The sequence below is a fragment of the Brevundimonas nasdae genome, from assembly GCF_019395145.1.
Lineage (GTDB): Bacteria > Pseudomonadota > Alphaproteobacteria > Caulobacterales > Caulobacteraceae > Brevundimonas > Brevundimonas nasdae.
Genome location: NZ_CP080034.1, coordinates 2,888,533 through 2,910,389 on the forward strand (window position 1 = coordinate 2,888,533; position 21,857 = coordinate 2,910,389).

The window sequence follows — 21,857 nt, forward strand, 5'->3', positions numbered from 1 at the left end:
TTCGGGTAACAAGCACCAGGTCCGCTTGCTGCTCTTGCTGGACGAGTTCTCGCGCCTCGGCCGCGCATCGGTGATCGCCAATGGCTTCAGCTACGTCGCCGGCTATGGCATTCGCCTCCTCCCCGTCATCCAGAGCGGAGCGCAGCTCGAGAACGTCTATGGGCCGAAAGTCGCCACGGAGATTGAATCCAACTGCGGCGTCCAGATGGTCATGCGCCCCGCGACCAACGATGATGCGAAGGATATTTCCGAGCGGCTTGGCACTTATACGTTTCGCGCCAAATCGCGCTCCTTCGGCATGTGGGGCCGTGGGGGCGGCTCGGTATCGGAATCCGATCAGCGCCGGCCCCTGATGCTTCCTCAAGAGCTGATGCAGCTCCCCGAAAAGGACATGATCGTCCTGCGCCTCGGCATCCCGCCCGTCTATGGCAAGAAAATCCGCTATTATACGGAGAAGGCCATGGTCGCACTGACCAAGATCCCCGCACCGCAAATGCCGAACATTCGACCCGACCCCACCGCACCGATAAACAGCCTGCGGGTGATCGCCGCGGCCGAGGCGGATGATAATGGCGCCCCTGGCTCGGCCCCGCCTGCTCATGGTCCTGGGCCGCAATCCGGAGGCGGCGGCACGGCCCCGACCCACCACCGCTTGAACCAAGCCGCGATCGCCGCCGCCATGGCCGCCCCTGCCGGGGAACGCACCAGCAAGCTTTTCCAACATATTGTTATGGTGGGCGAGGCAAAGGTCGCTTAGCGTTATGTGATCTTGCCCTCGCCGGTGGGATGACCCGAAGGGGGAACGGCTGCACAAGAGAGGCAGGCGCCTTGAAACCAATGGCAGTTTTTGCCATAATGGTAGTGAGGTGATTTATGGCTTCGATGAACGTCTCCCTTCCAGACCCCATGCGGGATTACGTCCAGCGCCGCATCGACAGCGGGCATTATGCCAGCGTGAGTGATTATGTTCGCGATCTCATTCGGCGCGATCAGGGTGAGACGCAGGATGTCGAACGGTGGCTGCATGATCTTGACGCCTCGATCGAACGCGGCCTTGCCGATGCGGAGGCGGGGCGCACCCACGACCTCGACGACGCCTGCGATGCTATCATCGACAGGATTCGGACACGGGCAAGCGCTCAGCCGCAATGAAAGTCATCCTGACGCCGGATGCGCTGGCCGACCTCGATCACATCGCCGAACATATCGAAAAGGACAATCCCGCGAGAGCCATCAGCTTTGTCGAGGAATTGCGTGAGGCGGCCCGTCGCCTTGCCGATCTGCCCCAGGGCTATCCTCTGGTGCCTCGCTATGAGCGCTACGGTATCCGTCGCCGTTCCTATCGCCGCTATGGCATCCTCTACCGGCCAGAAGCCCACCGTATCCTGATCCTGCGCTTTCTTGGCCCCGGTCAAGATCATGATCGCGCGCTCCAATTGGTTTGAGCGATCGCTTGCTAGGGATTGATCGGAGCGAAGGCGGGCCAGTCACGACTTTTGAGGCCGGGCTGTGACAGGAAGCTCGGGCCGTCCAGCAACAGCGTCATGCGCGTGTAGCCGATCCTGAGGGATTCGAGCGGCACCGCTCGCAATGTCTCTTCAAGACCGGCATATCGCTCGTCCGAGATCACCACATAGTTTATCCTGCCGGTCGAACATTCGATCAGGGCCTCGACAACCCGGCCCAGATTCATCCCGCTCTTGTCATCAACCGCCATGCCGATCAGGCCGGTCGCGGTGAACAGGTTCGGCGTATCGGATCTTTGGCTGGCTGTTTCGGCCGATCGGCCGCCATCCTCATATTTGGTCTGCTGCCCCAACCATCGCCAGATACCGACGAGGTTCGTCAGCATCAGGAATCCATTGGTGGCAACCAAGGCTGTCTGTCCTGTGGCGTAGCCCAATGTGGTCCAGCAAACCGAGCTGATGCTGAACACCACGAAGCCCCAGCCCGTCACGCGCGCGCCCAGGTTGGAAGCCGTCATCATCGCCGCGATCATCGTCGCGATCGTGGCGAGCCAACCGACGAGACTTATCATCGTCCCACCCCTCGCTGCGGCCCGCGTGGGGGCGGCGCAACCGGCAACGCCTTCACGCCGGCTGCGCCGACGCTTCCGCTGTCGGGAGCGAAACAGCCGCCTCGCTCGTCAGCAGCCGGAAGGTGAAGCTCTCTTGCAGGTACAGCTCAACCACCTCGGCGGTGTGGCTGAGATAGCCAATCGACAAGTCCTGTCCGAGATCGAGTTCGAAATCGCCGCCCCGTGTTGTCAGGACGACGCCGCCCGTGATGCCCGGCGCCCAGATGATATCGCCATCCACCAGACGATTGATGTGCTGGAGCACCGGATAGCCCTCCTCGCTGCCGCCGCTGATCGCGGTGAACGGATCATCGCCCAGCACCAGTCGATAAGGCCCCTCGACGCCGGCAAGGCGCAACCGGTCGACGGCTTGGGCGACGATGGCGGGATATCCGGCGACGGCCGTGGGCAGCGGCACCGGCTCGTTGCTCGCGCCGGGACGGATGCCGCCGATATCGGCAGCGGCATAGCCATCAAAGATCGCACGATTTTCGGCAAAGGCGATCGTGCGGGCAGCTTCCTTGAGCGGCTGCCAGTCGGAATCTTCGGAGCCACGCTCCACATCGTCGATCGCAGCGCGGGTCAGCGTGAAGGGCACGCGCAGTTCGACTACGGCATTGGCCGCACGCCGCACGGCCTGGACGCCATCGCTCGGCGCATCGATCGGCTTGGTGTGGCCCGTGCCCACGGCCGCGAGCGTAGCCCCCTTCGGGTCCGGCACGTCCACGACGCGGCGCGCGGCCAGATAGCGCTTGAGGGTTCGGGTCGCCTCTTGTTCGATCTGTGCCCAGGCGGCGTCTGAGATCGGGGCGAGTTCGCGATGGAGGTTATTCATGTCCGGCCTCGTCTTTGAGTGATCCAATGCGGAGCGATCCGTCCAATGCCGTTGGAGCCTCCGGGGTCGGAGCCGTGGGTGCCGGCGCAGCCACCGCTTCATCGCCATTGCTATCGTCGCCATCGGCCGCAGGCGGCCCCGGCGTCACGGCGTCCAGAAAGTCGGCCGACGGCACGAAATAGAGCGAGCCGGTCACGGCCCGGCTGACATCGAGCAGGCGATCGTAGTTGCCGGGCGGCAGGCCGATGAACATATTGTCGAGCATCCGCTCGATCCGCGTGGGTGAGCGGGCGTAACCGATGAAATAGGTGCCGAACTCCCCCTTGCCGACATCGCCGAACGGCATGTTGTCGCGCAGGATCTGGAGTTGCTCGCCGTCCTCCTCGATGTTGGTGAGGACGTTGTGCGCGAAGCTCGGCTTCGCTGCCTCGTCCAGCTCGATGTCCGACAGTTTCTCGCGCCCGACGATCTTCTCCTGTTGCTCGACGGGAATCGCGTTCCACTTGTCGAGGTCATGGAGGTATTTCTGGACGATCACATAGCTGCCGCCAGCGAAGACCGGATCGTCCGCCGCCCCGATCACCGTGGCATCTCTCGCCCCCTGCTCGACGGGGTTTTCCGTCCCATCGACGAAGCCCAGTAAGTCGCGATCATCGAAGTAGCGGAAGCCATGCACCTCGTCCGTGACCGAGGCGACGCCGGCGAGGCGCTTCACGATCTGCGCGGCCATCTCGAAGCACAGGTCCTGCCGTGCGGCGCGAATGTGGAACAGCAGGTCGCCGGGTGTCGAAGGCGCATGATGGACGCCATGAATTTCCCGGAACGGATGCAGCTCCTTCGGCCGCGGTGCCCCGAACAGTCGGTCCCAGGCATCGGAGCCGATCCCCATGATGCAGGAAAGCCCTCCATCCGCTGCCCTAAAGCCGACGCCACGCACCAGCGAGGAAAGGATTGCGCAGAGATTTCGCACCGCCATCTCGGGCTTTGCACCCGCGCCCATCGACACCACGAGGAAGATGGCTGCACGAGTGAGCCGGGCATCGACGGCCTGGGAACGTGCGGTAACATCCTGAGCGACAGTGGAAGGCAAGCTCGTCTCCTATGGCCGGACCCGGCCCATCGTTATGGCACACACCCAAGAGGCGGCTAAAGCGCCGCCTTGAGATAGGGCGCGGTCAGACTGCCTTCCGCCTCTGCAACGTCGCTAGGGACGCCGCTGGCGATGATTAGGCCACCTTCCTCCCCGGCTCCCGGTCCGAGATCGATGACCCAATCCACCTGTGCGATGGCGCGCATGTCATGCTCGACGACAACAACCGTATTGCCCACGTCGACAAGGCCCTGCAGGTGCCGCATCAGCCGGTCCGCGTCGGACGGGTGAAGCCCCGAAGTAGGCTCGTCGAGGATGTAGATGGTGTTGCCGCGCTGGGCGCGTTGCAGCTCGGTCGCAAGCTTGATGCGCTGCGCCTCGCCGCCCGACAGTTCCGTCGCCGGCTGCCCGAGCCTCAGATATCCAAGGCCGATCTCCCGCAGCACATCCAGCGAGCGCATGACGGACGCCTCACCCGCGAAGAAGTCGCACGCCTCGTCCACCGTCAGCTCCAGCACCTGGGCGATGTTGCGGCCGTTCCATTCGACTTCGAGCGTTTGCGGGTTGTAGCGGCTGCCGTGGCAGGTCGAGCACGGCGCATAGACGCTTGGCAGGAACAGCAGCTCCACCATCACGAACCCCTCGCCCTCACATACCGGGCAGCGGCCTTCGGCGACGTTGAACGAGAAGCGGCCGGGGCTGTAACGGCGCTTCTTGGCCAACGGAGTGCCGGCAAAGATCTTGCGCACATGATCGAACAGGCCGCTGTAGGTGGAGAGGTTCGAGCGTGGGGTGCGGCCGATCGGCTTCTGATCGACCCGCACCAGTCTGCGCACATGCTCCATGCCCGCAACGATGCGGCCTTCGGTCTCTTCCTGCGCAACATCAAGCAGCGGATCGGCATCCTCTTCCTCGGCAGCCGGCGAGCCGCCGAGCTGTTCCGCGACAAGCTCCGGCAGCGCCTGGCTGACCAGACTGGACTTGCCCGATCCCGAAACCCCGGTGACAGCGGTGAAGCAACCGATCGGAAGCTCGACGTCGAGGCCGCGCAGGTTGTTGCGCGTCACCCCCTCTAGACGGAGCCAAGCCTTTGCTTCGCGCGGGGTCCGGTCATGGGCGACGGGCTCTGCGAACAGATAGCGGCGCGTGATCGACGCCTCGACGTCGGCCAGTCCCGCGATCGGCCCGCTGTAGAGCACTTCACCGCCCTTTTCGCCTGCTCCTGGCCCTACATCGACCAGCCATTCGGCATGGCGGATCACGTCAAGATCATGCTCGACGACGAACAGCGAGTTGCCCGCCGCTTTCAGCCGCTCAAGGATGGTGAGCAAAGCTTCGCCGTCTGCCGGGTGCAGCCCCGCCGAGGGCTCGTCCAGCACATAGACCACGCCGAAAAGCTGCGAGGACAATTGAGTGGCAAGGCGCAGGCGTTGCAGCTCGCCGGAGGAAAGCGTCGGCGTGCTTCGGTCGAGCGAGATGTAGCCAAGGCCAAGATCGATCAGCGGGCCGAGCCGTTCGAGCAGCTCGGATGCGAGACGCTGCGCGGCGACCCGCTTCTCATCGGAGAGGTTGGGCGTGCGGCGCACGTCGGGCGCTGCCTTGTGCGCCGAGCCTCCCGCCGCGACCCTGCGTTCAACTGCCGCATCGCGGGCCGCCTTGCCAAGAACATGGCCCTTCGGGGCCGCCGCGGCGCCCCCATACTCGCCATGCGCGACAGGCGTGAGCAAGTCCCGGAGCTTCAGCACCGTCAGGTCGCCAAACTCGGCGATGTCGAGGCCCGCGAACTTCACCGACAGAGCCTCGCGCTTCAGCCGCTTGCCGTCGCAGGTCGGGCAATCGCGGCCTATGATATATTGCGAGACGCGCTTCTTCATCAGCGCGCTTTTGGTGTTGGCGAACGTCTCCAGCACATAGCGACGGGCGCCGGTGAAGGTGCCCTGATAGCTCGGCTCCATGCGGCGCTTGAGGGCGACGCGCGTCTGCTCGGGCGTCAGACCCGCATAGACCGGCACCGTCGGCGTCTCGTCGGTGAAGAGTATCCAGTCGCGATCCTTCTTCGGAAGATCCCGCCATGGGGTGTCGACATCATAGCCGAGCGAGACGAGGATATCGCGCAGGTTCTGGCCGTGCCACGCGGGCGGCCATGCGGCGATGGCGCGTTCCCGGATCGTCAGCGTGTCGTCGGGCACCATCGTCTCTTCGGTCGCGTCATAGACGCGCCCGATGCCGTGGCAGGTCGGGCAGGCGCCCGCGACTGTGTTTGGCGAGAAGTCCTCCGCATAGAGCATGGGCTGATTGCGCGGATATTCGCCGACGCGCGAGTAGAGCATCCGTACCAGGCTGGAGAGCGTCGTCACGCTCCCAACCGAGGACCGCGCATTGGCCGAGCCGCGCTGCTGCTGCAACGCGACTGCGGGAGGCAACCCGTCGATAGCGTCAACCTCCGGCACACCGGCCTGATCGATCAGGCGGCGGGCGTAGGGCGCGACCGATTCCAGATAGCGGCGCTGTGCCTCGGCATAGAGGGTGCCGAAAGCGAGGCTCGATTTGCCCGATCCGGATATGCCGGTGAACACCACGAAGGCGTCGCGCGGCACGTCCACGTCGACATTCTTGAGATTGTTCTGCCGCGCGCCGCGTACCTGAACGAAGCCGGAGCGCGGCGCGCGTTCCTTGCCGGGGGTGGTTTGAGGCTCCTGATCCTTGCTCATACGGTCACTTTCACTCGGCGCATCACAGATAGATGAACTGACGGTACAGGCCGTCCAACTCGCCCCGGATCGTCTCCGCCCGATCCTCGTCATCGTTATCTACTGCCGTCAGCAGCGCCTGTTCCTTCGCGGTGATCCGGTCGCACAGCTCGTACAGATTTTCGCAGAAAGCCTCCGAATGGACCGACGGCTCTTCCCGGTCGGGCTGCGCCGACGCCAGGCCGCGAACCGACGAGAGCGGGGTGACATCGTTCTCTTCGTTGAAGGCGATCTGGCGCTGTCGCCGACTCTCGGTCTCGTCGATCGCGGCCCTCATCGCCGGCGTCACGGTATCGGCGTAGAGAACTGCGGTGCCGTTCACGTTGCGCGCGACGCGGCCGATCATCTGGATCAGCGCCTGGGCCGAGCGCAGGAAGCCCGCGCGGTCCGCATCGAAGATCGCGATCAGCGACGCTTCGGGGATATCGAGCCCTTCGCGTAGCAGGCTGATACCGATCAGCACGTCGAACTCGCCCGCGCGCAGGCCCTCGATGATCGCGACCCGATCCTCGACCTTGACGTCAGAGTGCATGTAGCGCGCGCGCACGCCCTGGCTTTCGAGGAATGCGTGCAGCTCCTCGGTCGCGACCTTGGTCAGCGTCGTGACCAGCACGCGCTCATCGCGCTTCGTGCGCTGCGCGATCTCGCGTAGCAAATCATCCCGCGCGCCTTGGGACGGGCGGATTTCCACTTTCGGATCGAGCAGGCCGGTCGGCCGAACGATCTGTTCGACCACCCTGCCTTGCGAGGCCCTTACCTCATAGGCGCCGGGGGTGGCGGACACGAAGATCGTCTGCGGCTTGACCTGTTCGAACTCGTGGAAGCTCAAGGGGTGGCTGTCCTTCGAGGATGGCAGGCGGAAGCCATAATCGATCAGCGTATCCTTGCGGGCCTGGTCGCCCCGGAACATCGCCGAGATCTGCGGGATCATCACATGCGATTCGTCGACGAACAGCAGCCCATCCTTGGGCAGATAGTCGAGCAGGGTTATGGGCGGGAGCGCTGGGTCACGGCCGCTCAGATAGCAGGCGTAATTTTCCATGCCCGAGCAATATCCGACCTCGCGCAACATCTCGGCATCGTTGGTGATGCGATCATAGAGGCGCGCCGCTTCCGTCAGGCGATTTTCGCTGGTCAGCCGCTCGACCTGCGTCTCCATCTCTGCGAGGATCGCCGTTGCGGCCTTGCGGGCCTGATCGGCGGTCGCCGCCAGAACGGTCTTGGGCGATACGAGATAGTGATCGGTGCTCTCTAGCTGCCTTCCGGTCGCCGCATCGAACCACTGGAGGGACGCGATCAGGCCGTTCGCCAATCCGACCCGCAGGGCCTTATATTCCGAATCCGCCGGGTAAACCTCAACAGCGTCGCCATCAGCGCGATAGGTGCCGCGCTTCAGCTTGTGCTCGGCCCGATCATATTGCAGACGCGCCAGGCCGCGAAGAAGCTCTTCCTGTCCCAACCGCGCGCCCTCGGTCAGCGGAACCTGGAGCGCGCGATAATTGTCGGGATCGCCCATGCCATAGATCGACGATACCGAGGCAACGACGATCGTATCGCGGCGCTCAATCAGGGATTTTGTCGTCGAAAGGCGCAACCGTTCCAGATGCTCGTTGATCGAGGAATCTTTCGGAATGAACTCATCGCGGCCCGGCAAATACACCTCTGGCTGGAAATAGTCGTAGTAGGAGACGAAATACTCCACGGCGTTTTCAGGGAAAAATCGCCGCATTTCGTCATAGAGCTGCGACGTTAGCGTCTTGTTGGGGGCCAGGATCAGCGTGGGACGCTTCAGGCGATGGATCACGTTGGCCATCGTGAACGTCTTGCCCGACCCCGTGATGCCCTTGAGGGTCTGATGGTGCGCCCCCTCCTCGATGCCGGATATGAGCCGCGCGATCGCTTCGGGCTGATCGCCCGCCGGGGTATAGTCGGAGTGCAAAATGAATATGCCAGTCGACATCAGATATCCTCCTGCCAGGGCCAGGCCATGAACGCCTCAAGCGTGCCCAAAAACGATTGTCGGGTCACATCTGCCCCTTCGCGGGCGGCTGTCCATGGTCCTTGTGTGCGTGCCTGATCCGCCGAACGGTCCACCAGACACCAAGGAGGACAAGGGGAACCAAAGCTGCGATCACCAGCTCAGGCGCCACTGCGTCGTGAATGCCCGGTATGCCCTTGATGAAATAGGAGAGCAGGCCGATCACATAATAGGAGATTGCGGCGACAGACAGGCCCTCCACCGTCTGCTGAAGCTGCAATTGCAGCTTCGCCCGGTTGTTCATCGAGGCGAGCAGGTCGCTATTCTGGCGTTCGAGCTGCACATCGATCCAGGATCGCAGCAAGGTGGTCGCGCGCGCCAGCTTGTCCGAGAGATTGGCCTGCCGCTCCTCGATCACGCGACAGGTCCGCATGGCGGGGGCGATCCTGCGATGCAGGAAGCTGCGCCAGCGATAGCAGCCGGGGACGAAGGTTTCGCCGAGTGCGGCAAGCCGTTCCTCGACGATCTCGTAATAAGCGCGGCTCGCGCCGAAGCGGTAGAGGCTGGACGCCGTGTCCGCCTCCAGCTCGGCCGAGAGATCCGTCAATCTGGAAAGCAGCGCCTCGCTGTTGCGCCGAGCCGACTTGCGCATCTCATCCGTGATCGCGGCGAGGCGCTTTTCTATATTGCGTAGATGCGGACCCAGCGATTGGGTCAGGGGAATACCGAGCAGGGCCAACGTCCGATAGGTCTCGATTTCAAGGAGCCGCTGCGCCAGCGCGCCAAGCCGGATCGGCGTCAGGCCGCGATCGAGGATGAGGATGCGGGTCAGCCCATCTGCATCCTGACGGAAATCGGTAACGATATCCGCCATGCCGTCCTCGACGAGCGAATGGCAGCGGCTGATCGGATCGAAGCGGTCAATGTAGGTCGCGGTCTCTTCCGTCCACGCCACCACGTCCAACCGGATGCCGCAAATGACCGGCCCAGGCGGGGTGAAGCCGTGCTTGAACGGGTCTTCGCCCGCCAGATCCCCGGTTTCGGGATCAACAGGCGCGCTCCACAGGTAGGTCGAAAACTCCGTATGCTTCTCACAATGCAATTTGCCCTGATCCCAGGTCAGGCCATGAAGGGGGGAGTTCTGATCGGGCAGCGACGCGCCCATTCGGCTCGATATTTCCGCGAGCGTCGCCTTATCCTTGGCCAGATTGCCTTCATTCATGAAGGCGAGCTGCACCAGGGCGCGCGGTGACTCGATCAGGAGATATGGGCGCGCATGTACCTCGTCGATGGCAACCCGCCTATTTTCATAGGTCGGCATACCATAGACAGTCGAACCGCCATTCGGAGCGCTGCCCGCTTCACTCAATCGGCTTTCCCCCCTTGTCATCCTTCTCCCCCACGTCGCGATGATCTAGATCGCCATAAGTAATCAGCCGAGAGCCACGATATCCTATGCCATGGGTCCACAGCCAGCTTAGTGCCACACTAAGCCGGTTCTGCGCCCCGATCAGGAAATAAATGTGGATGAGCTTCCACATCCACCACGCCAGGGCCCCGCGCAACTTAAACCGACCCATGTCGACGACGGCAAGGCTGCGGCCTATAGTCGCCAAATTGCCCTGATGCCGGTAATGGAAGGGCGCGACCTCGTTCTGCCCCTTCAGGCGCTGGCGGATAAGCCGGGCGACATATTGACCCGCCTGCTTCGCAGCCGGCGCAAGACCGGGGACAGGCTTGCCATCGAACCCGTTCGAGGCCGCGGTGTCGCCGATCACGAAAATGTCGCGATGACCCGGCACCGTCAGGTCCGGTCCGACAATCACGCGGCCAGCGCGATCGGCTTCAGCGTTCAGCCAATGCGCGGCGGGCGATGCCTGGACGCCTGCTGCCCACAGGATCGTTTCGGCGGGAATCTGCTTCCCATCCACGACGACGCCATCGGCGGAGCATTCCGTGACCGGCGTGCCGAGCTTGATTTCGACGCCGAGCTTTTCGAGCGCCTGCCGGGTATAGGCGGAGAGGTCTTCCGGGAAAGCCTGCAAGAGCCGTTGCCCGGCTTCGATCAGCACGACGCGGGTCGCACGCGGGTCGATCGACCGGAAATCCCGCACCAGCGTCAGGCGGGCAAGCTCCGCGATCGTGCCGGCCAGCTCCACGCCGGTCGGGCCACCACCGATGATGACGAAGGTCTGCAAAGCGGCACGGCGCGCGGGGTCCGTCTCACGCTCGGCTTCCTCGAAGGCGACCAGAAGGCGCCGGCGAATGGTGGTTGCATCCTCCAGCGATTTCAGGCCGGGAGCAAACGGTTCCCATTGATCGTGGCCGAAATAGGAGTGCCGCGCGCCCGTCGCGATGACGAGCGTGTCATAGGCAACCGTCGAGCCGTCCTCCAGAATGACGCGCCGACCGCCTGTATCGACACCTTCAACCTCGCCGAGCAGGGTCCGCACGTCCTTCCGCTTGGCGAAGAGCGAACGGATCGGCCATGCGATCTCCGATGGCGACAGCGAGGCGCCCGCCACCTGATAGAGCAGCGGCTGAAAGAGATGGTGGTTGCGGCGATCGACGAGCGTGATGTCCACGCCGCTCCCGGCGAGCCGCTGCACGGTTTCAAGGCCGCCGAAGCCCGCCCCCACGACCACCACGCGATGGCGGCCGTGAGCCGGCTCATGGCTGGGCGCGATTTCGCGCATGGTTGAAGGTGACGGCCCGGTCATTGGGACAACGCCGCGGCATGGTGGGCGATATGTTCGCCGATGAAACTCGCGATGAAATAATAGCTGTGGTCGTATCCAGGCAGCCGATGGAGCGTCAGCGGGTGCTCGGCAGCCTTGCACGCCGCCTCCAGCAAGTCGGGGCGCAGCTCGCGCTCGACAAACTCGTCATCCAGACCCTGATGGACGAGCAACGGCAGACGCTCGCGGGCGGCCTTGATAAGTTCGATGGCGTCATATTGCTTCCACGCCTCGCGATCGTCACCCAGATAGGCCGTGAAGGCACGCTCGCCCCAAGGCACCTGGCTCGGCGCTACGATCGGCGAGAAGGCCGATACGCTGCGATAGCGTCCGGGGTTGCGCAGGGCGGCAACAAGGGCGCCATGCCCGCCCATGGAATGGCCCGCGATAGCCCGGCGATCATCGGCCGGGAATGTGGCTTCGATCAGCGCCGGCAATTCCTCGACGACATAATCGTACATGCGGTAGTGTGCGGCCCAAGGTTCCTGCGTCGCGTTGACGTAGAAGCCGGCGCCCTGCCCCAGATCATAGCCGGGATCGTCGGCCACGCCTTCGCCTCGCGGGCTGGTGTCCGGCACGACGAGGATGATCCCGTGCTCGGCCGCGAAACGCTGCGCGACAGCCTTGGTGATGAAATTCTGCTCGGTGCAGGTCAGGCCGGACAGCCAATACAGCACCGGCACGCGACCGTCCTTCACCTGGGGAGGCAGATAGACGCCGACCTTCATCGGACAACCGAGGCTGATCGAGTCATGCTGATAGACGTCCTGCCAACCGCCGAAGCTGGCGTGATGTTCGACACGTTCCATTTTTGTTTCCTTGCTTCGACGGTTGGTGGACGGTGTGGCGATAGGAGCCCTTTTGCTGGCTGTTGTGCGGGGGGAAGCGCCGGCGCCTGTTTCAGCGCCGGCGACAGCCAGTCATAGGGTTGCGGGTATCGCCCTCACCTTCCGGCTTCAGATGAAGGTGTACGAGCAGACCTTGTTGCCCGCCGGATCACGCAGATAGGCCGCATAGGCACCCGGCAGATGGCCACGCGGGCCGGGCTGGCCCTCGTCGGTGCCACCGGCCGCGAGGCCGGCCGCGTGGAAAGCGTCCACTTCGGCGGGCGTCGCGGCGGCAAAGCCAACCGTCACGCCGTTGCTGGAGGGCGCTTCGCCATTGCCGGGACGGGCAATGATGAAGGCGGGCTTGTCGCGACCGTACAGCACCCAGCCATTGCCGAAGGGGCCGAGGTTCTTGACGCCCAGGGCGCCCAGAGCGGCGTCATAGAACGCCGACGACTGCTCGACGTCGGCAGCGCCGATGAAGACGTGCGAGAACACGCCGTTGCCGGAGATAACGGGGTCAGCCATGATATTCTTCCTTGAGGTTAGTGTTTGAAACTAAACGGCGTAATCTGTCGGATCAGTAGTGGATCACGGTGCGGATCGACTTGCCTTCGTGCATCAGGTCGAACGCCTCGTTGATCTCATCGAGACCCATGGTGTGGGTGACGAAGGGCGCCAGATCGATCTCGCCCTTCATGGCGTCCTCGACCATGCCGGGAAGCTGGGTGCGCCCCTTGACGCCGCCAAAGGCCGACCCCTTCCAGACGCGGCCCGTGACGAGCTGGAACGGACGGGTGGAGATTTCCTGGCCCGCGCCGGCAACGCCGATGACGATCGACTGGCCCCAGCCACGATGCGCGGATTCCAGCGCGGCCCGCATGACATGGACGTTGCCGATGCACTCGAACGTGTGGTCGATGCCCCATCCGGTCATCTCGATCAGCACTTGCTGGATCGGCTTGTCATAGTCCTTGGGGTTGATGCAGTCGGTCGCGCCGAACTGACGTGCCAGCTCGAACTTCGTCGGGTTGGTGTCGATCGCGATGATGCGGCCTGCCTTGGCCTGACGCGCGCCCTGGATCGCGGCGAGACCGATGCCGCCCAGACCGAACACGGCAACCGAGTCACCCGGCTGCACCTTGGCGGTGTTGTGGACCGCGCCGATGCCGGTGGTGACGCCGCAGCCCAGAAGGCAGACATGCTCGGGGTTCGCTTCCGGGTTGATCTTGGCGAGCGAGACTTCGGCGACGACGGTGTATTCGCTGAACGTCGAGCAGCCCATGTAGTGATAGAGGGGCTGGCCGTTGTAGGAGAAGCGCGTGGTGCCATCAGGCATCAGGCCCTTGCCCTGCGTTTCGCGGACCGCGACGCACAGGTTGGTCTTGCCGGACAGACAGAACTCGCACTTGCCGCACTCGGCGGTGTAGAGCGGAATGACGTGATCGCCCGGCTTGACGCTGGTGACGCCCTCGCCGACCTCGACGACGATGCCCGCGCCCTCGTGACCGAGAACGACCGGGAAAATGCCCTCCGGATCGTTGCCGGACAGCGTGAAAGCGTCGGTGTGGCATACCCCGGTATGCGTGACCTTGATGAGCACTTCGCCTTTCTGGGGCGGTGCGACATCGATCTCGACGATTTCGAGCGGCTTGCCTGCCTCGAAGGCTACGGCGGCGCGAGATTTCATTTTGATTTCCCTCGTTGGTTGAATCGGACCGCCGGTTGTGAAGCCCGGCGAAGCGCGACTCTCGGACAAACACATAATGGCGGGAGTATGTCTAATATACTCCTAGCCAGTATGCAAGAGGGATATCGACTGAGGGATGGAGGCGCCTGACAGGACGTCATGGCTTGGGAAAGCGCAGCGCGATCGTTGATGCTGCGTTTCCGGAAAGGGGCGGCTTGCCGATCCGGGGGGGAGTTAGATCGACAAGCCGGAAGGGGGTGTTCGTGCGGAAAGCAGTCCGCCCCCTACGACTCAGAATATCCCCCGGTCATGACCGGGGGATATTCCGGGTTAGAAGAAGATCAGGCCGCTACGGAGCCGTGCGGATCGATGACGTACTTGAACGCCGATCCGTCATCGAACTCCTTGTAGGCCGCCGGCGCATCCTCCAGCTTGATGATCTTCGTGTTCATCATCGGGGTCAGATAGGGCATCCGATCGTTCAGGATCGCCCGCATGAGGGCGTGGTTGTAATTCGCCGTCGGCGACTGGCCTGCCGACATCCGCGGCGACTTGATCCAGCCACTGGCCCAATCGACTTCCATGCTGCCCTTCTTGTTGTCCCTATTCTTGGAGATCGGATTGGGGCAGTAAACGCCGACCGTGCTGGTCATCCCACCGAAGCGGACATATTTCAGCAGCGCGTTGGTGACGGCGTTCTCGACGATCTGGTCGGACTCCGCCCCGAACCCGCGACAGTCGAGGCCCACATAGTCGATGACGCGATCGGCCTCGCGCTTGCCGGTGATCCGTTCCAGATGATCCTCGATCGGAATGCCGTCCGACAGGTTGATGGTCTCGACGCCGTGCGGCTTGAGCAGATCGAGCCGCTCCTGAATGAAGTCGGCGACGATGATGGCGCCGGCACCGAGGAGCTTCGCGCAGGCTGCGCCCGCGCGACCGACAGGCCCCGCGCCGAAGATCAGCACGTTCTCGCCGACGATATACGCAGGCTGCGCCGGCCAGTCGGGCGCGGCGAACCCGTGGAACGCGGTCGGCAGCACGTCCGAAAGCAGCGTCAGATCACGGATCTTCGCCATGGCCGCGTCCTTGTCGGGGAAGGCCAGCAGATTGAAGTCTGCATAGGGCACGAACAGGTAATCCCCCTGACCGCCGGTCCATCCGCCCAGGTTGAAGCCGTAGGCGCCGCAATCGACTTCGGGGTTGGTGTGCTCGCACACGTCCGAGCGCATGTGCTTGCAGTTGTAGCAGCGTCCGCAGCCGACGTTGAAGGGAACGGACACGATATCGCCGACCTTGATATATTCGACGTCGGAGCCGACCTCGATCACCTCGCCGGTCATCTCGTGGCCCATCGTCATCCCCTTGGGGACTTCGAACGAACCGCGGTAGATGTGAAGGTCGCTGCCGCAGATGTTGGTGGTGACGATCTTGAGAATGGCGCCGTGGGGGGCTTTCTTGCCCTGCGGCGTAATCAGCTCCGGGAATTTGAAGGTGTTGACCTTCATCTCCATCGGCTTCTCGAATGTGACGATCCTGTTTCCGGTAGCCATCGAATTATCTCCTAGCTCTCGTCCGCCACCCCTCAATAATGTTGAAGTTTCTACCGGACGCGCCAAAGGAGCTGCGCTGAATTAAATCAACACAATACGCCTTTGGCGATCCAGACCTCTTCATTATCGTCCATGCAGAATGGCTTTGGCTGCATGTGACAGCAAACTCGAAGTTTCTATCTTGAGATAGGAAATTCCTATGAGCGTTTTTCGCACCGCAACATTGCCGGTTCAGCCCTTTCGAGGCTGAAATTGGCGATGCAATGCAAGGATTTCCTGCAAAGGAGACACGACTTTGGGAGTGTGGACCAGCTCAAGAAGGGCTGCCGAGGGCGGCGACTTTGCCTCCCCCTTGACGCTGACGAATCCAACATCTGCGTGCGCGCCCGCACCCGTCAGTGCTGAAGCCTGAAGGTTTGGAATGTGGGCGAGGCGGGTCGCAAGCGATTGGGGCAAGACTGCCGCGTAACGCCCTGTGGCCAGATGCGCCGCCAGAATGTCGATCGTGTCCGTGTTGATCGTCGCGGCCGAGCAGTGCGCGAGCTGCAACTGTGCCTCGCTGGGGAGCGCGCCTGCCAGAATGCAAAGCGGCAGGCTCACGACATGATCCCACGCGACTCGCTTGGGCTGCGGCTCTTTGCTCATCTGGAACAGGGTCGTATGTTCCCGGTCGGCCACCAGCGCCAGGCATTCGCGGGTGCAGTTATCGATCACCGTCAGGATGCGGAAGCGCCGCCCGTCCGTCATCTGGTCTGAGACGAAGTCCAACGACCAGCGCTGATTGGCGACCAACGGCGTCTCCAGTGGTCGCCGCGTGCCCATTGCTCGCTTCCGACCGCCCCGCCGGCGCACCGTCAGTCGCTCCTCGCGATAGATCCGCTGGACCCGCTTCCTGTTGACTGCATGGCCCTCGCGCCGCAGCAGCACGTGCAGGCGGCGATAGCCGAACCGGCGACGCTCCTGGGCCAGGGCCTTCAGCCGGTCGCGCAGGGCGCCGTCGTTCGGGCGCGTCGCCTGATAGCGCACGCTCGTCCGATCAACACCCAGCACACGGCACGCCCGCCGTTCGCTCATCTCGTAGGCGGCCTGCAGATGGCCAGCCGCCTCGCGATAGCCGGCGGGCGTCACCACTTTTTTCCCAGCAGCTCCTTCAGCGCCACGTTGTCCAGCATCGCGTCCGCCAGCATCCGCTTCAGCCGGGCATTCTCATCCTCGAGCGCCTTCAGCCGCCGAGCCTCCGACACATCGAGCCCGCCGAACTTGGCCTTCCATTTGTAAAAGGTCGCCGAACTGACCCCGTGCCGCCGGCACACCTCCGCCGTCGTCACACCGGCCTCCTGCTCCCGCAGGATCCCGATGATCTGCTCTTCCGTGAACCTCGATCGCTTCATTCTGTCCGTCCTTCGTTAGGGCGGACTCTAGCTATTCCTGGAGGAGTTTCAGGGGGTCACGTCAGCGTGTTGAAGCTGAATCATCAATCCAAGACACGGAACCGGAAAAATATATATCCGCCTCTTCGGACGATCTATGAAAACGCCAACCCACAAATCGTACCAAGCGAAGATTGGTCGTATCTTCATTATTACCACCACATTACCGATACATACGCATCAGATATCCAGATAATTACCTATACGGGATGATCTTGGCCGCGCTCATTTGAGATATGTTCTCAATATCTTCATGACCCCCTCCATGTCATTATCGTAAGAGTCACCGTCCTGCCCCCCAATCGCCTTGCTTGAGGGTCCGAACGTCTCTTTAAGATGGCTCTCCATCACCTCCGCCATCAATCCGTTGGTCGCTCCCCGCATTGCCACGATCTGTTGGAGCAGGGGTGCGCAGTCCGTACCTGCCTCGATCGCCCTTTCCAGCGCTTCCGCCTGCCCTTTGATACGGCGAAGGCGTGTGATGGCCCGCTTCTTGTCCTCTGGTGAATGTGGCATCGCGCTTTCCTGAAAGATCACCACTACATACTATACAGGGGGGGAGTTTCAAGCCGCTTGTGAATTAAGGGTCGCGGCTCGTCGACGGCCTCTGCCGATTCATAGCTGCAACGGCCCGCTTTCCCCCTCCAAACATCAGGAGCTGATCTATGGTTCCCTGCCCCCTTGATACTGGTGGGGAGTATGGTATTAAAGTGCGCAAGGCTGTTCCACCTTTCGCCGAGCACGCGCCGCAGCACCACAACGCTGGTCGCAGTTGAGGAGGCCGAAAGTCAGGGAGAAAATCTGGTGCTTGCGAATCTCGATCCGGTAATCCTGGCGCGCGCGCAATTCGCGTTCACGGTCTCCTTCCACTTCATTTTTCCGGCCTTCTCCATCGGCACGGCAAGCTACCTGATGGTGCTTGAAGGGTTGTGGCTGAAAACGGGGAGCGGCGTTTACGCCAACCTCTACCGCTATTGGCTCAAGATCTTCGCCGTAGCCTTCGGCATGGGCGTGGTCTCGGGCGTGGTCATGTCCTATCAGTTTGGGACGAACTGGTCGGTCTTCTCGGCCAAAGCCGGCCCCGTCATCGGCCCGTTGATGGCCTATGAGGTTCTCACCGCGTTCTTCCTTGAGGCGGGCTTCCTCGGTGTCATGCTGTTCGGAATCAACAAGGTGGGCAAAGGGCCGCACTTTTTCGCGACCTGCATGGTCGCCGTCGGGACGCTCATCTCGGCGACCTGGATCATTTCCGTGAATAGCTGGATGCAGACGCCGGCAGGCTATGCGATCAATGCCAAGGGCCAGTTCGTGCCCGCAGGTTCGTGGCTTCCGATCATCTTCAACGCGAGCTTTCCATACCGCCTCGTTCACACGGTCATCGGGGCCTATCTGACGACGGCGATGGTCGTCGGTGCGGTCGGGGGATGGCACCTTCTGCGCGACCGCGCGAATCCCGGCGCGCGCAAGATGTTCTCGATGGCGATGTGGATGTCCTCCGGGAGATCGCGCATGCCGTCGGCATAATACCGTTCACCCTGCCTGCGCAGACGAGTCACCCGATGGGCAGGAACGCCGGCAAGCAGATCCTCGGGGAGATCGATGCGTTGCAGATATTCGAGCCGGTCGAGCAGCCGGTTGGCCGACGAAGAGTTCGAGCCAGGCTCGAACTGGCGCAGCCACACAAAACGGGTCACCCGATCATCAGCCGTCTCCTCGAGCAATGCCAGCAACTGTTCTCGGATCGACATAGGCAGCCGACTGGCGATCCTCGTCTCGATGCGTCGCTCGGCATCGACGAGAGCCGCGGCACAAAGCCGCTCGATCGTGGATGTCGCGGGAAGGACAGTGCGGGTGCGTCGGCACTCGGCTACGAAGCGACGGGCGATATCCTCGTTCGACACCGCCATCTCGGCTTCTCGGAACAACCATTCCTTCAGCTCGCTCGCACCACGTCCGGAGAAGGTGCGGAAGCCGTAGAGCCCCCGTAACTCGGCAAGATGCTCGTGCCGTGTTTCCTCGCGGGCAGCATAGTCTACGAGATCGTCGGCACCCAGGCCAAGCTGCGCTCCGATAAATTCGATGACCTCTGCAGGGATCAGTTCGCCTGGAGCCAGCACCCGGCCGGGATAGCGCAGGACACACAATTGCAGGGCGAAGCCGAACCTGTTGTGAGCGCGCCGACGCAGCCTGATATGCCCAAGGTCTTCATCACTCAGCGTATAGTGCTTGAGCAAATCCGTCTGTGAAGTCGGCAAGCGCAACAGCGCGTCTTTCTGCCGATCGGTTAGAGTGACGCGACGCGGCATACATGTTCCTTTTTCAAAATCTGATAGCGTTCAAGACGCTTTGTTTATGAAGCTGGTTGAGATACATTTCCAGAGGTCAATGCAATCGTGGCCGAAGCGCCGCCTCAAACCAACGTTTGTGATACATGCTGATCGGATATGCCCGCGTCTCCAAAGCCGATGGCTCGCAGTCTCTCGACCTGCAGCACGACGCCTTGCGCGCCGCAGGTGTCGAACGGGACAATATCTATGATGATCTTGCTTCCGGCGGTCGTGATGATCGCCCTGGCTTGACTGCCTGCCTCAAGTCATTGCGTGACGGCGATGTGCTGGTGGTCTGGAAGCTCGATCGCCTCGGACGATCGCTTGCCCATCTGGTCAACACGGTGAAGGAGCTGTCAGACCGCAAGATCGGCCTGCGGGTTCTGACTGGAAAGGGCGCTCAGATCGACACCACGACTGCGTCCGGTCGCATGGTGTTCGGAATCTTCGCCACCTTGGCCGAGTTCGAGCGGGATCTGATCGAAGCCCCCGACCGCGAACGCCTTGCCTTCTATCTGCGATTGGACCCTCTGACTTGGGGTTGATGTTCATGCCGCCTGTTTTTCCTGCTCATTGGCACGTTTCGCAACCTGTTCTCATTGCGGACACCTTTTCCAGCCTCGTTTGGAAAGTTTCATTGCCAGACGGGACTCCTGCAATCGTCAAGGGATTGAAACCTATAGAAGACATTGCTGATGAACTGCGCGGGGCCGACTATCTGGTATGGCGCAATGGGAGGGGAGCAGTCCGGTTGCTCGGTCGTGAGAACAATCTGATGTTGCTCGAATATGCCGGGGAGCGAATGCTCTCTCACATCGTTGCCGAGCACGGCGACTACCAGGCGACCGAAATTGCAGCGGAACTAATGGCGAAGCTGTATGCCGCATCTGAGGAACCCCTGCCTTCTGCCCTTCTCCCGATCCGGGATCGCTTTGCAGCTTTGTTTCAGCGGGCGCGCGATGATCAAAACGCAGGTTGTCAAACTGACTACGTCCACGCGGCGATTATAGCCGATCAAATGATGAGCAATGCCTCGGAACTGCGTGGGCTACATGGCGATCTGCATCATGAAAACATCATGTTCTCCAGTCGCGGCTGGCTGGTGATAGATCCCGTCGGTCTGGTCGGTGAAGTGGGCTTTGGCGCCGCCAATATGTTCTACGATCCGGCTGACAGAGACGACCTTTGTCTCGATCCTAGACGCATTGCACAGATGGCGGACGCATTCTCTCGTGCGCTGGACGTCGATCCGCGTCGCCTGCTCGACCAGGCGTACGCTTATGGGTGCCTTTCCGCAGCTTGGAACGCGGATGGAGAAGAGGAGCAACGCGATCTAGCTATCGCGGCCGCGATCAAGCAGGTGCGACAGACGTCATACTAGATATCAAGCGACTTCTCCTATCCCCTGGGAACACATCAATCTTACCGGAGAATATCGTTGGCCAAAGCCTTAGCGTAGGATTTCGCCCTCTCCCGCAAACGACCCCTAGTGAGGGGCGGCAGCGCATCAAGCGGTGAGCGCACTCCGGCACCGCCAACTTTCAGCACATGCGTGTAAATCATCGTCGTAGAGACGTCGGAATGGCCGAGCAGATCCTGCACGGTTCGAATGTCGTAACCGCTGCGGAGCAAGGCCGTCGCGAACGAGTGGCGGAGGGTGTGCGGTGTGGCGGGCTTCGTGATGCCTGCTTGTTCTACGGCACGTTTGAAGGCGCGCTGAAAGGTCTGGTCATACATGTGATGGCGACGCACGACACCGCTCCGTGGATCGGTCGAATGCGTGTGCTGCGCAAAAACCCAGAACCACGGCCAGGAATGCCCGGCGCGCGGATACTTCCGCTCAAGGGCGTCGGGAAGCGCAACGCCGCTGCGGCCCTCGGCCTGGTCCTTCAGCCACCATGCCCGTGCACGCGACAGCTGCTCGCGCAGGCTGGGTGCCAAGCTCTCGGGTAACATCAAGGCCCGATCCTTGGAGCCCTTGCCCTCCCGCACGATGATCGTGCCGTGATCGAAATCCAGATCCTTGACCCGCAGTTGCAAACCCTCACTGATCCGCATGCCCGTTCCATACAGAAGCTGGGCGAACAAACGATGCTCGCCTTCCAGAAAACCGAGGATGCGAACCACTTCATCCGGGGTCAGCACCACCGGCAAGCGCCGCGACGGCCGAGGTCTTCCGATCTCCTGAAGCCAGGGCAGATCCGTGCACAGCACCTTGCCGTAGAAGAACAGCAAGGCCGCCAATGCCTGACGATGCGTGGAGACCGAAACCTTGCGCTCGTTCGCCAGCCAGGACAGAAATGCCTCGACTTCGCTGCTGCCCAAGGTTGCCGGGTGACGCACACCGTGGAAACGGATGAAGGCACGAACCCAGTGGACATAAGCCTGTTCGGTTCGTAAGCTATAATGCAAGTAGCGTATGCGCTCACGCAACTGGTCCAGAACCTTGACCGAACGCAGCGGTGGTAACGGCGCAGTGGCGGTTTTCATGGCTTGTTATGACTGTTTTTTTGTACAGTCTATGCCTCGGGCATCCAAGCAGCAAGCGCGTTACGCCGTGGG

The 21,857-nt window shown here is 62.2% G+C and carries 18 protein-coding genes and 3 pseudogenes; 6 read left to right on the top strand and 15 right to left on the bottom strand.

The features are described 5' to 3' along the window. Positions 1 to 19: 19 nt before the first annotated feature. The 3 genes and pseudogenes from KWG56_RS14105 to KWG56_RS14115 form a co-directional block, all read left to right on the top strand. Positions 20 to 757: pseudogene (locus KWG56_RS14105) on the top strand (type IV secretory system conjugative DNA transfer family protein); the annotation flags it as partial. Between the two features lie 116 nt (positions 758 to 873). Continuing rightward, on the top strand, positions 874 to 1,152 hold the full coding sequence (locus KWG56_RS14110) for a type II toxin-antitoxin system ParD family antitoxin (RefSeq protein ID WP_021233332.1): 279 nt from the start codon (positions 874 to 876) through the stop codon (positions 1,150 to 1,152). Continuing rightward, positions 1,149 to 1,445 (top strand): type II toxin-antitoxin system RelE/ParE family toxin, encoded by a 297-nt coding sequence (locus tag KWG56_RS14115; RefSeq protein ID WP_021233331.1) that lies wholly within the window; start codon positions 1,149 to 1,151, stop codon positions 1,443 to 1,445. The genes KWG56_RS14110 and KWG56_RS14115 overlap by 4 nt, the downstream gene beginning before the upstream one ends. An 11-nt stretch (positions 1,446 to 1,456) precedes the next feature. Here KWG56_RS14115 and KWG56_RS14120 read toward each other — a convergent pair whose 3' ends face one another. The 13 genes and pseudogenes from KWG56_RS14120 to KWG56_RS14180 form a co-directional block, all read right to left on the bottom strand. Continuing rightward, positions 1,457 to 2,038, bottom strand: a complete 582-nt coding sequence (locus KWG56_RS14120; RefSeq protein WP_062127261.1) for a PRC-barrel domain-containing protein — start codon at positions 2,036 to 2,038, stop codon at positions 1,457 to 1,459. Positions 2,039 to 2,090: 52 nt separating this feature from the next. Continuing rightward, positions 2,091 to 2,912, bottom strand: a complete 822-nt coding sequence (locus tag KWG56_RS14125; protein WP_062127258.1) for a family 1 encapsulin nanocompartment shell protein — start codon at positions 2,910 to 2,912, stop codon at positions 2,091 to 2,093. Next, complete coding sequence (locus KWG56_RS14130; RefSeq protein ID WP_082824898.1) at positions 2,905 to 4,002, bottom strand: Dyp-type peroxidase; 1,098 nt, start codon at positions 4,000 to 4,002, stop codon at positions 2,905 to 2,907. The genes KWG56_RS14125 and KWG56_RS14130 overlap by 8 nt, the downstream gene beginning before the upstream one ends. A 56-nt stretch (positions 4,003 to 4,058) precedes the next feature. After that, positions 4,059 to 6,713 carry an excinuclease ABC subunit UvrA gene (locus tag KWG56_RS14135; protein WP_126014096.1) on the bottom strand — a complete coding sequence of 885 codons (2,655 nt, stop codon included), beginning with the start codon at positions 6,711 to 6,713 and terminating at the stop codon, positions 4,059 to 4,061. A gap of 22 nt (positions 6,714 to 6,735) precedes the next feature. Beyond that, entirely contained in the window at positions 6,736 to 8,712 is a 1,977-nt protein-coding gene (gene uvrB / locus KWG56_RS14140) for an excinuclease ABC subunit UvrB (RefSeq protein ID WP_062126562.1), read from the bottom strand. A 64-nt stretch (positions 8,713 to 8,776) separates the two neighbouring features. Next, positions 8,777 to 10,099, bottom strand: a complete 1,323-nt coding sequence (locus KWG56_RS14145) for a DUF3422 domain-containing protein (RefSeq protein ID WP_244999524.1) — start codon at positions 10,097 to 10,099, stop codon at positions 8,777 to 8,779. Continuing rightward, on the bottom strand, positions 10,092 to 11,450 hold the full coding sequence (locus tag KWG56_RS14150) for an NAD(P)/FAD-dependent oxidoreductase (RefSeq protein ID WP_237237782.1): 1,359 nt from the start codon (positions 11,448 to 11,450) through the stop codon (positions 10,092 to 10,094). The genes KWG56_RS14145 and KWG56_RS14150 overlap by 8 nt, the downstream gene beginning before the upstream one ends. Continuing rightward, entirely contained in the window at positions 11,447 to 12,277 is an 831-nt protein-coding gene (gene fghA, locus KWG56_RS14155; RefSeq protein ID WP_062126555.1) for an S-formylglutathione hydrolase, read from the bottom strand. Before fghA ends, KWG56_RS14150 begins: the two co-directional genes overlap by 4 nt. Before the next feature lie 147 nt (positions 12,278 to 12,424). Further along, a complete protein-coding gene (locus KWG56_RS14160) occupies positions 12,425 to 12,823 on the bottom strand; it encodes a VOC family protein (protein ID WP_062126553.1) in 399 nt (132 codons plus the stop codon). 52 nt (positions 12,824 to 12,875) lie between these two features. Beyond that, on the bottom strand, positions 12,876 to 13,985 hold the full coding sequence (locus KWG56_RS14165; RefSeq protein WP_017980840.1) for an S-(hydroxymethyl)glutathione dehydrogenase/class III alcohol dehydrogenase: 1,110 nt from the start codon (positions 13,983 to 13,985) through the stop codon (positions 12,876 to 12,878). Positions 13,986 to 14,326: 341 nt separating this feature from the next. Continuing rightward, positions 14,327 to 15,538, bottom strand: coding sequence for a glutathione-independent formaldehyde dehydrogenase (locus KWG56_RS14170; RefSeq protein ID WP_020486678.1), 1,212 nt, complete (start codon positions 15,536 to 15,538; stop codon positions 14,327 to 14,329). A 669-nt stretch (positions 15,539 to 16,207) separates the two neighbouring features. Next, positions 16,208 to 16,929 (bottom strand): annotated as a pseudogene (locus KWG56_RS14175) (IS3 family transposase); the annotation flags it as partial. A 264-nt stretch (positions 16,930 to 17,193) separates the two neighbouring features. Continuing rightward, positions 17,194 to 17,505, bottom strand: coding sequence for a metal/formaldehyde-sensitive transcriptional repressor (locus KWG56_RS14180; protein WP_425331928.1), 312 nt, complete (start codon positions 17,503 to 17,505; stop codon positions 17,194 to 17,196). A 162-nt stretch (positions 17,506 to 17,667) separates the two neighbouring features. Here KWG56_RS14180 and KWG56_RS14185 point away from each other — a divergent pair, with 162 nt between their 5' ends. After that, a complete protein-coding gene (locus KWG56_RS14185) occupies positions 17,668 to 18,492 on the top strand; it encodes a cytochrome ubiquinol oxidase subunit I (RefSeq protein WP_425331957.1) in 825 nt (274 codons plus the stop codon). On the opposite strand, the pseudogene KWG56_RS14190 reads toward KWG56_RS14185, so the two are convergent. Further along, positions 18,444 to 19,274: pseudogene (locus KWG56_RS14190) on the bottom strand (DUF4158 domain-containing protein); the annotation flags it as partial. The gene KWG56_RS14185 and the pseudogene KWG56_RS14190 overlap by 49 nt on opposite strands. Before the next feature lie 125 nt (positions 19,275 to 19,399). Between KWG56_RS14190 and KWG56_RS14195 the strand changes: the two are divergent. Continuing rightward, on the top strand, positions 19,400 to 19,840 hold the full coding sequence (locus KWG56_RS14195) for a recombinase family protein (protein ID WP_280638387.1): 441 nt from the start codon (positions 19,400 to 19,402) through the stop codon (positions 19,838 to 19,840). Then, a complete protein-coding gene (locus KWG56_RS14200) occupies positions 19,840 to 20,676 on the top strand; it encodes an aminoglycoside O-phosphotransferase APH(6)-Id (RefSeq protein ID WP_000480968.1) in 837 nt (278 codons plus the stop codon). Before KWG56_RS14195 ends, KWG56_RS14200 begins: the two co-directional genes overlap by 1 nt. Before the next feature lie 41 nt (positions 20,677 to 20,717). On the opposite strand, the gene intI1 is transcribed toward KWG56_RS14200, so the two are convergent. Next, positions 20,718 to 21,785: a class 1 integron integrase IntI1 gene (gene intI1 / locus KWG56_RS14205; protein WP_219352634.1), complete on the bottom strand. Its 1,068-nt coding sequence runs from the start codon at positions 21,783 to 21,785 to the stop codon at positions 20,718 to 20,720. Positions 21,786 to 21,857: the final 72 nt, after the last annotated feature.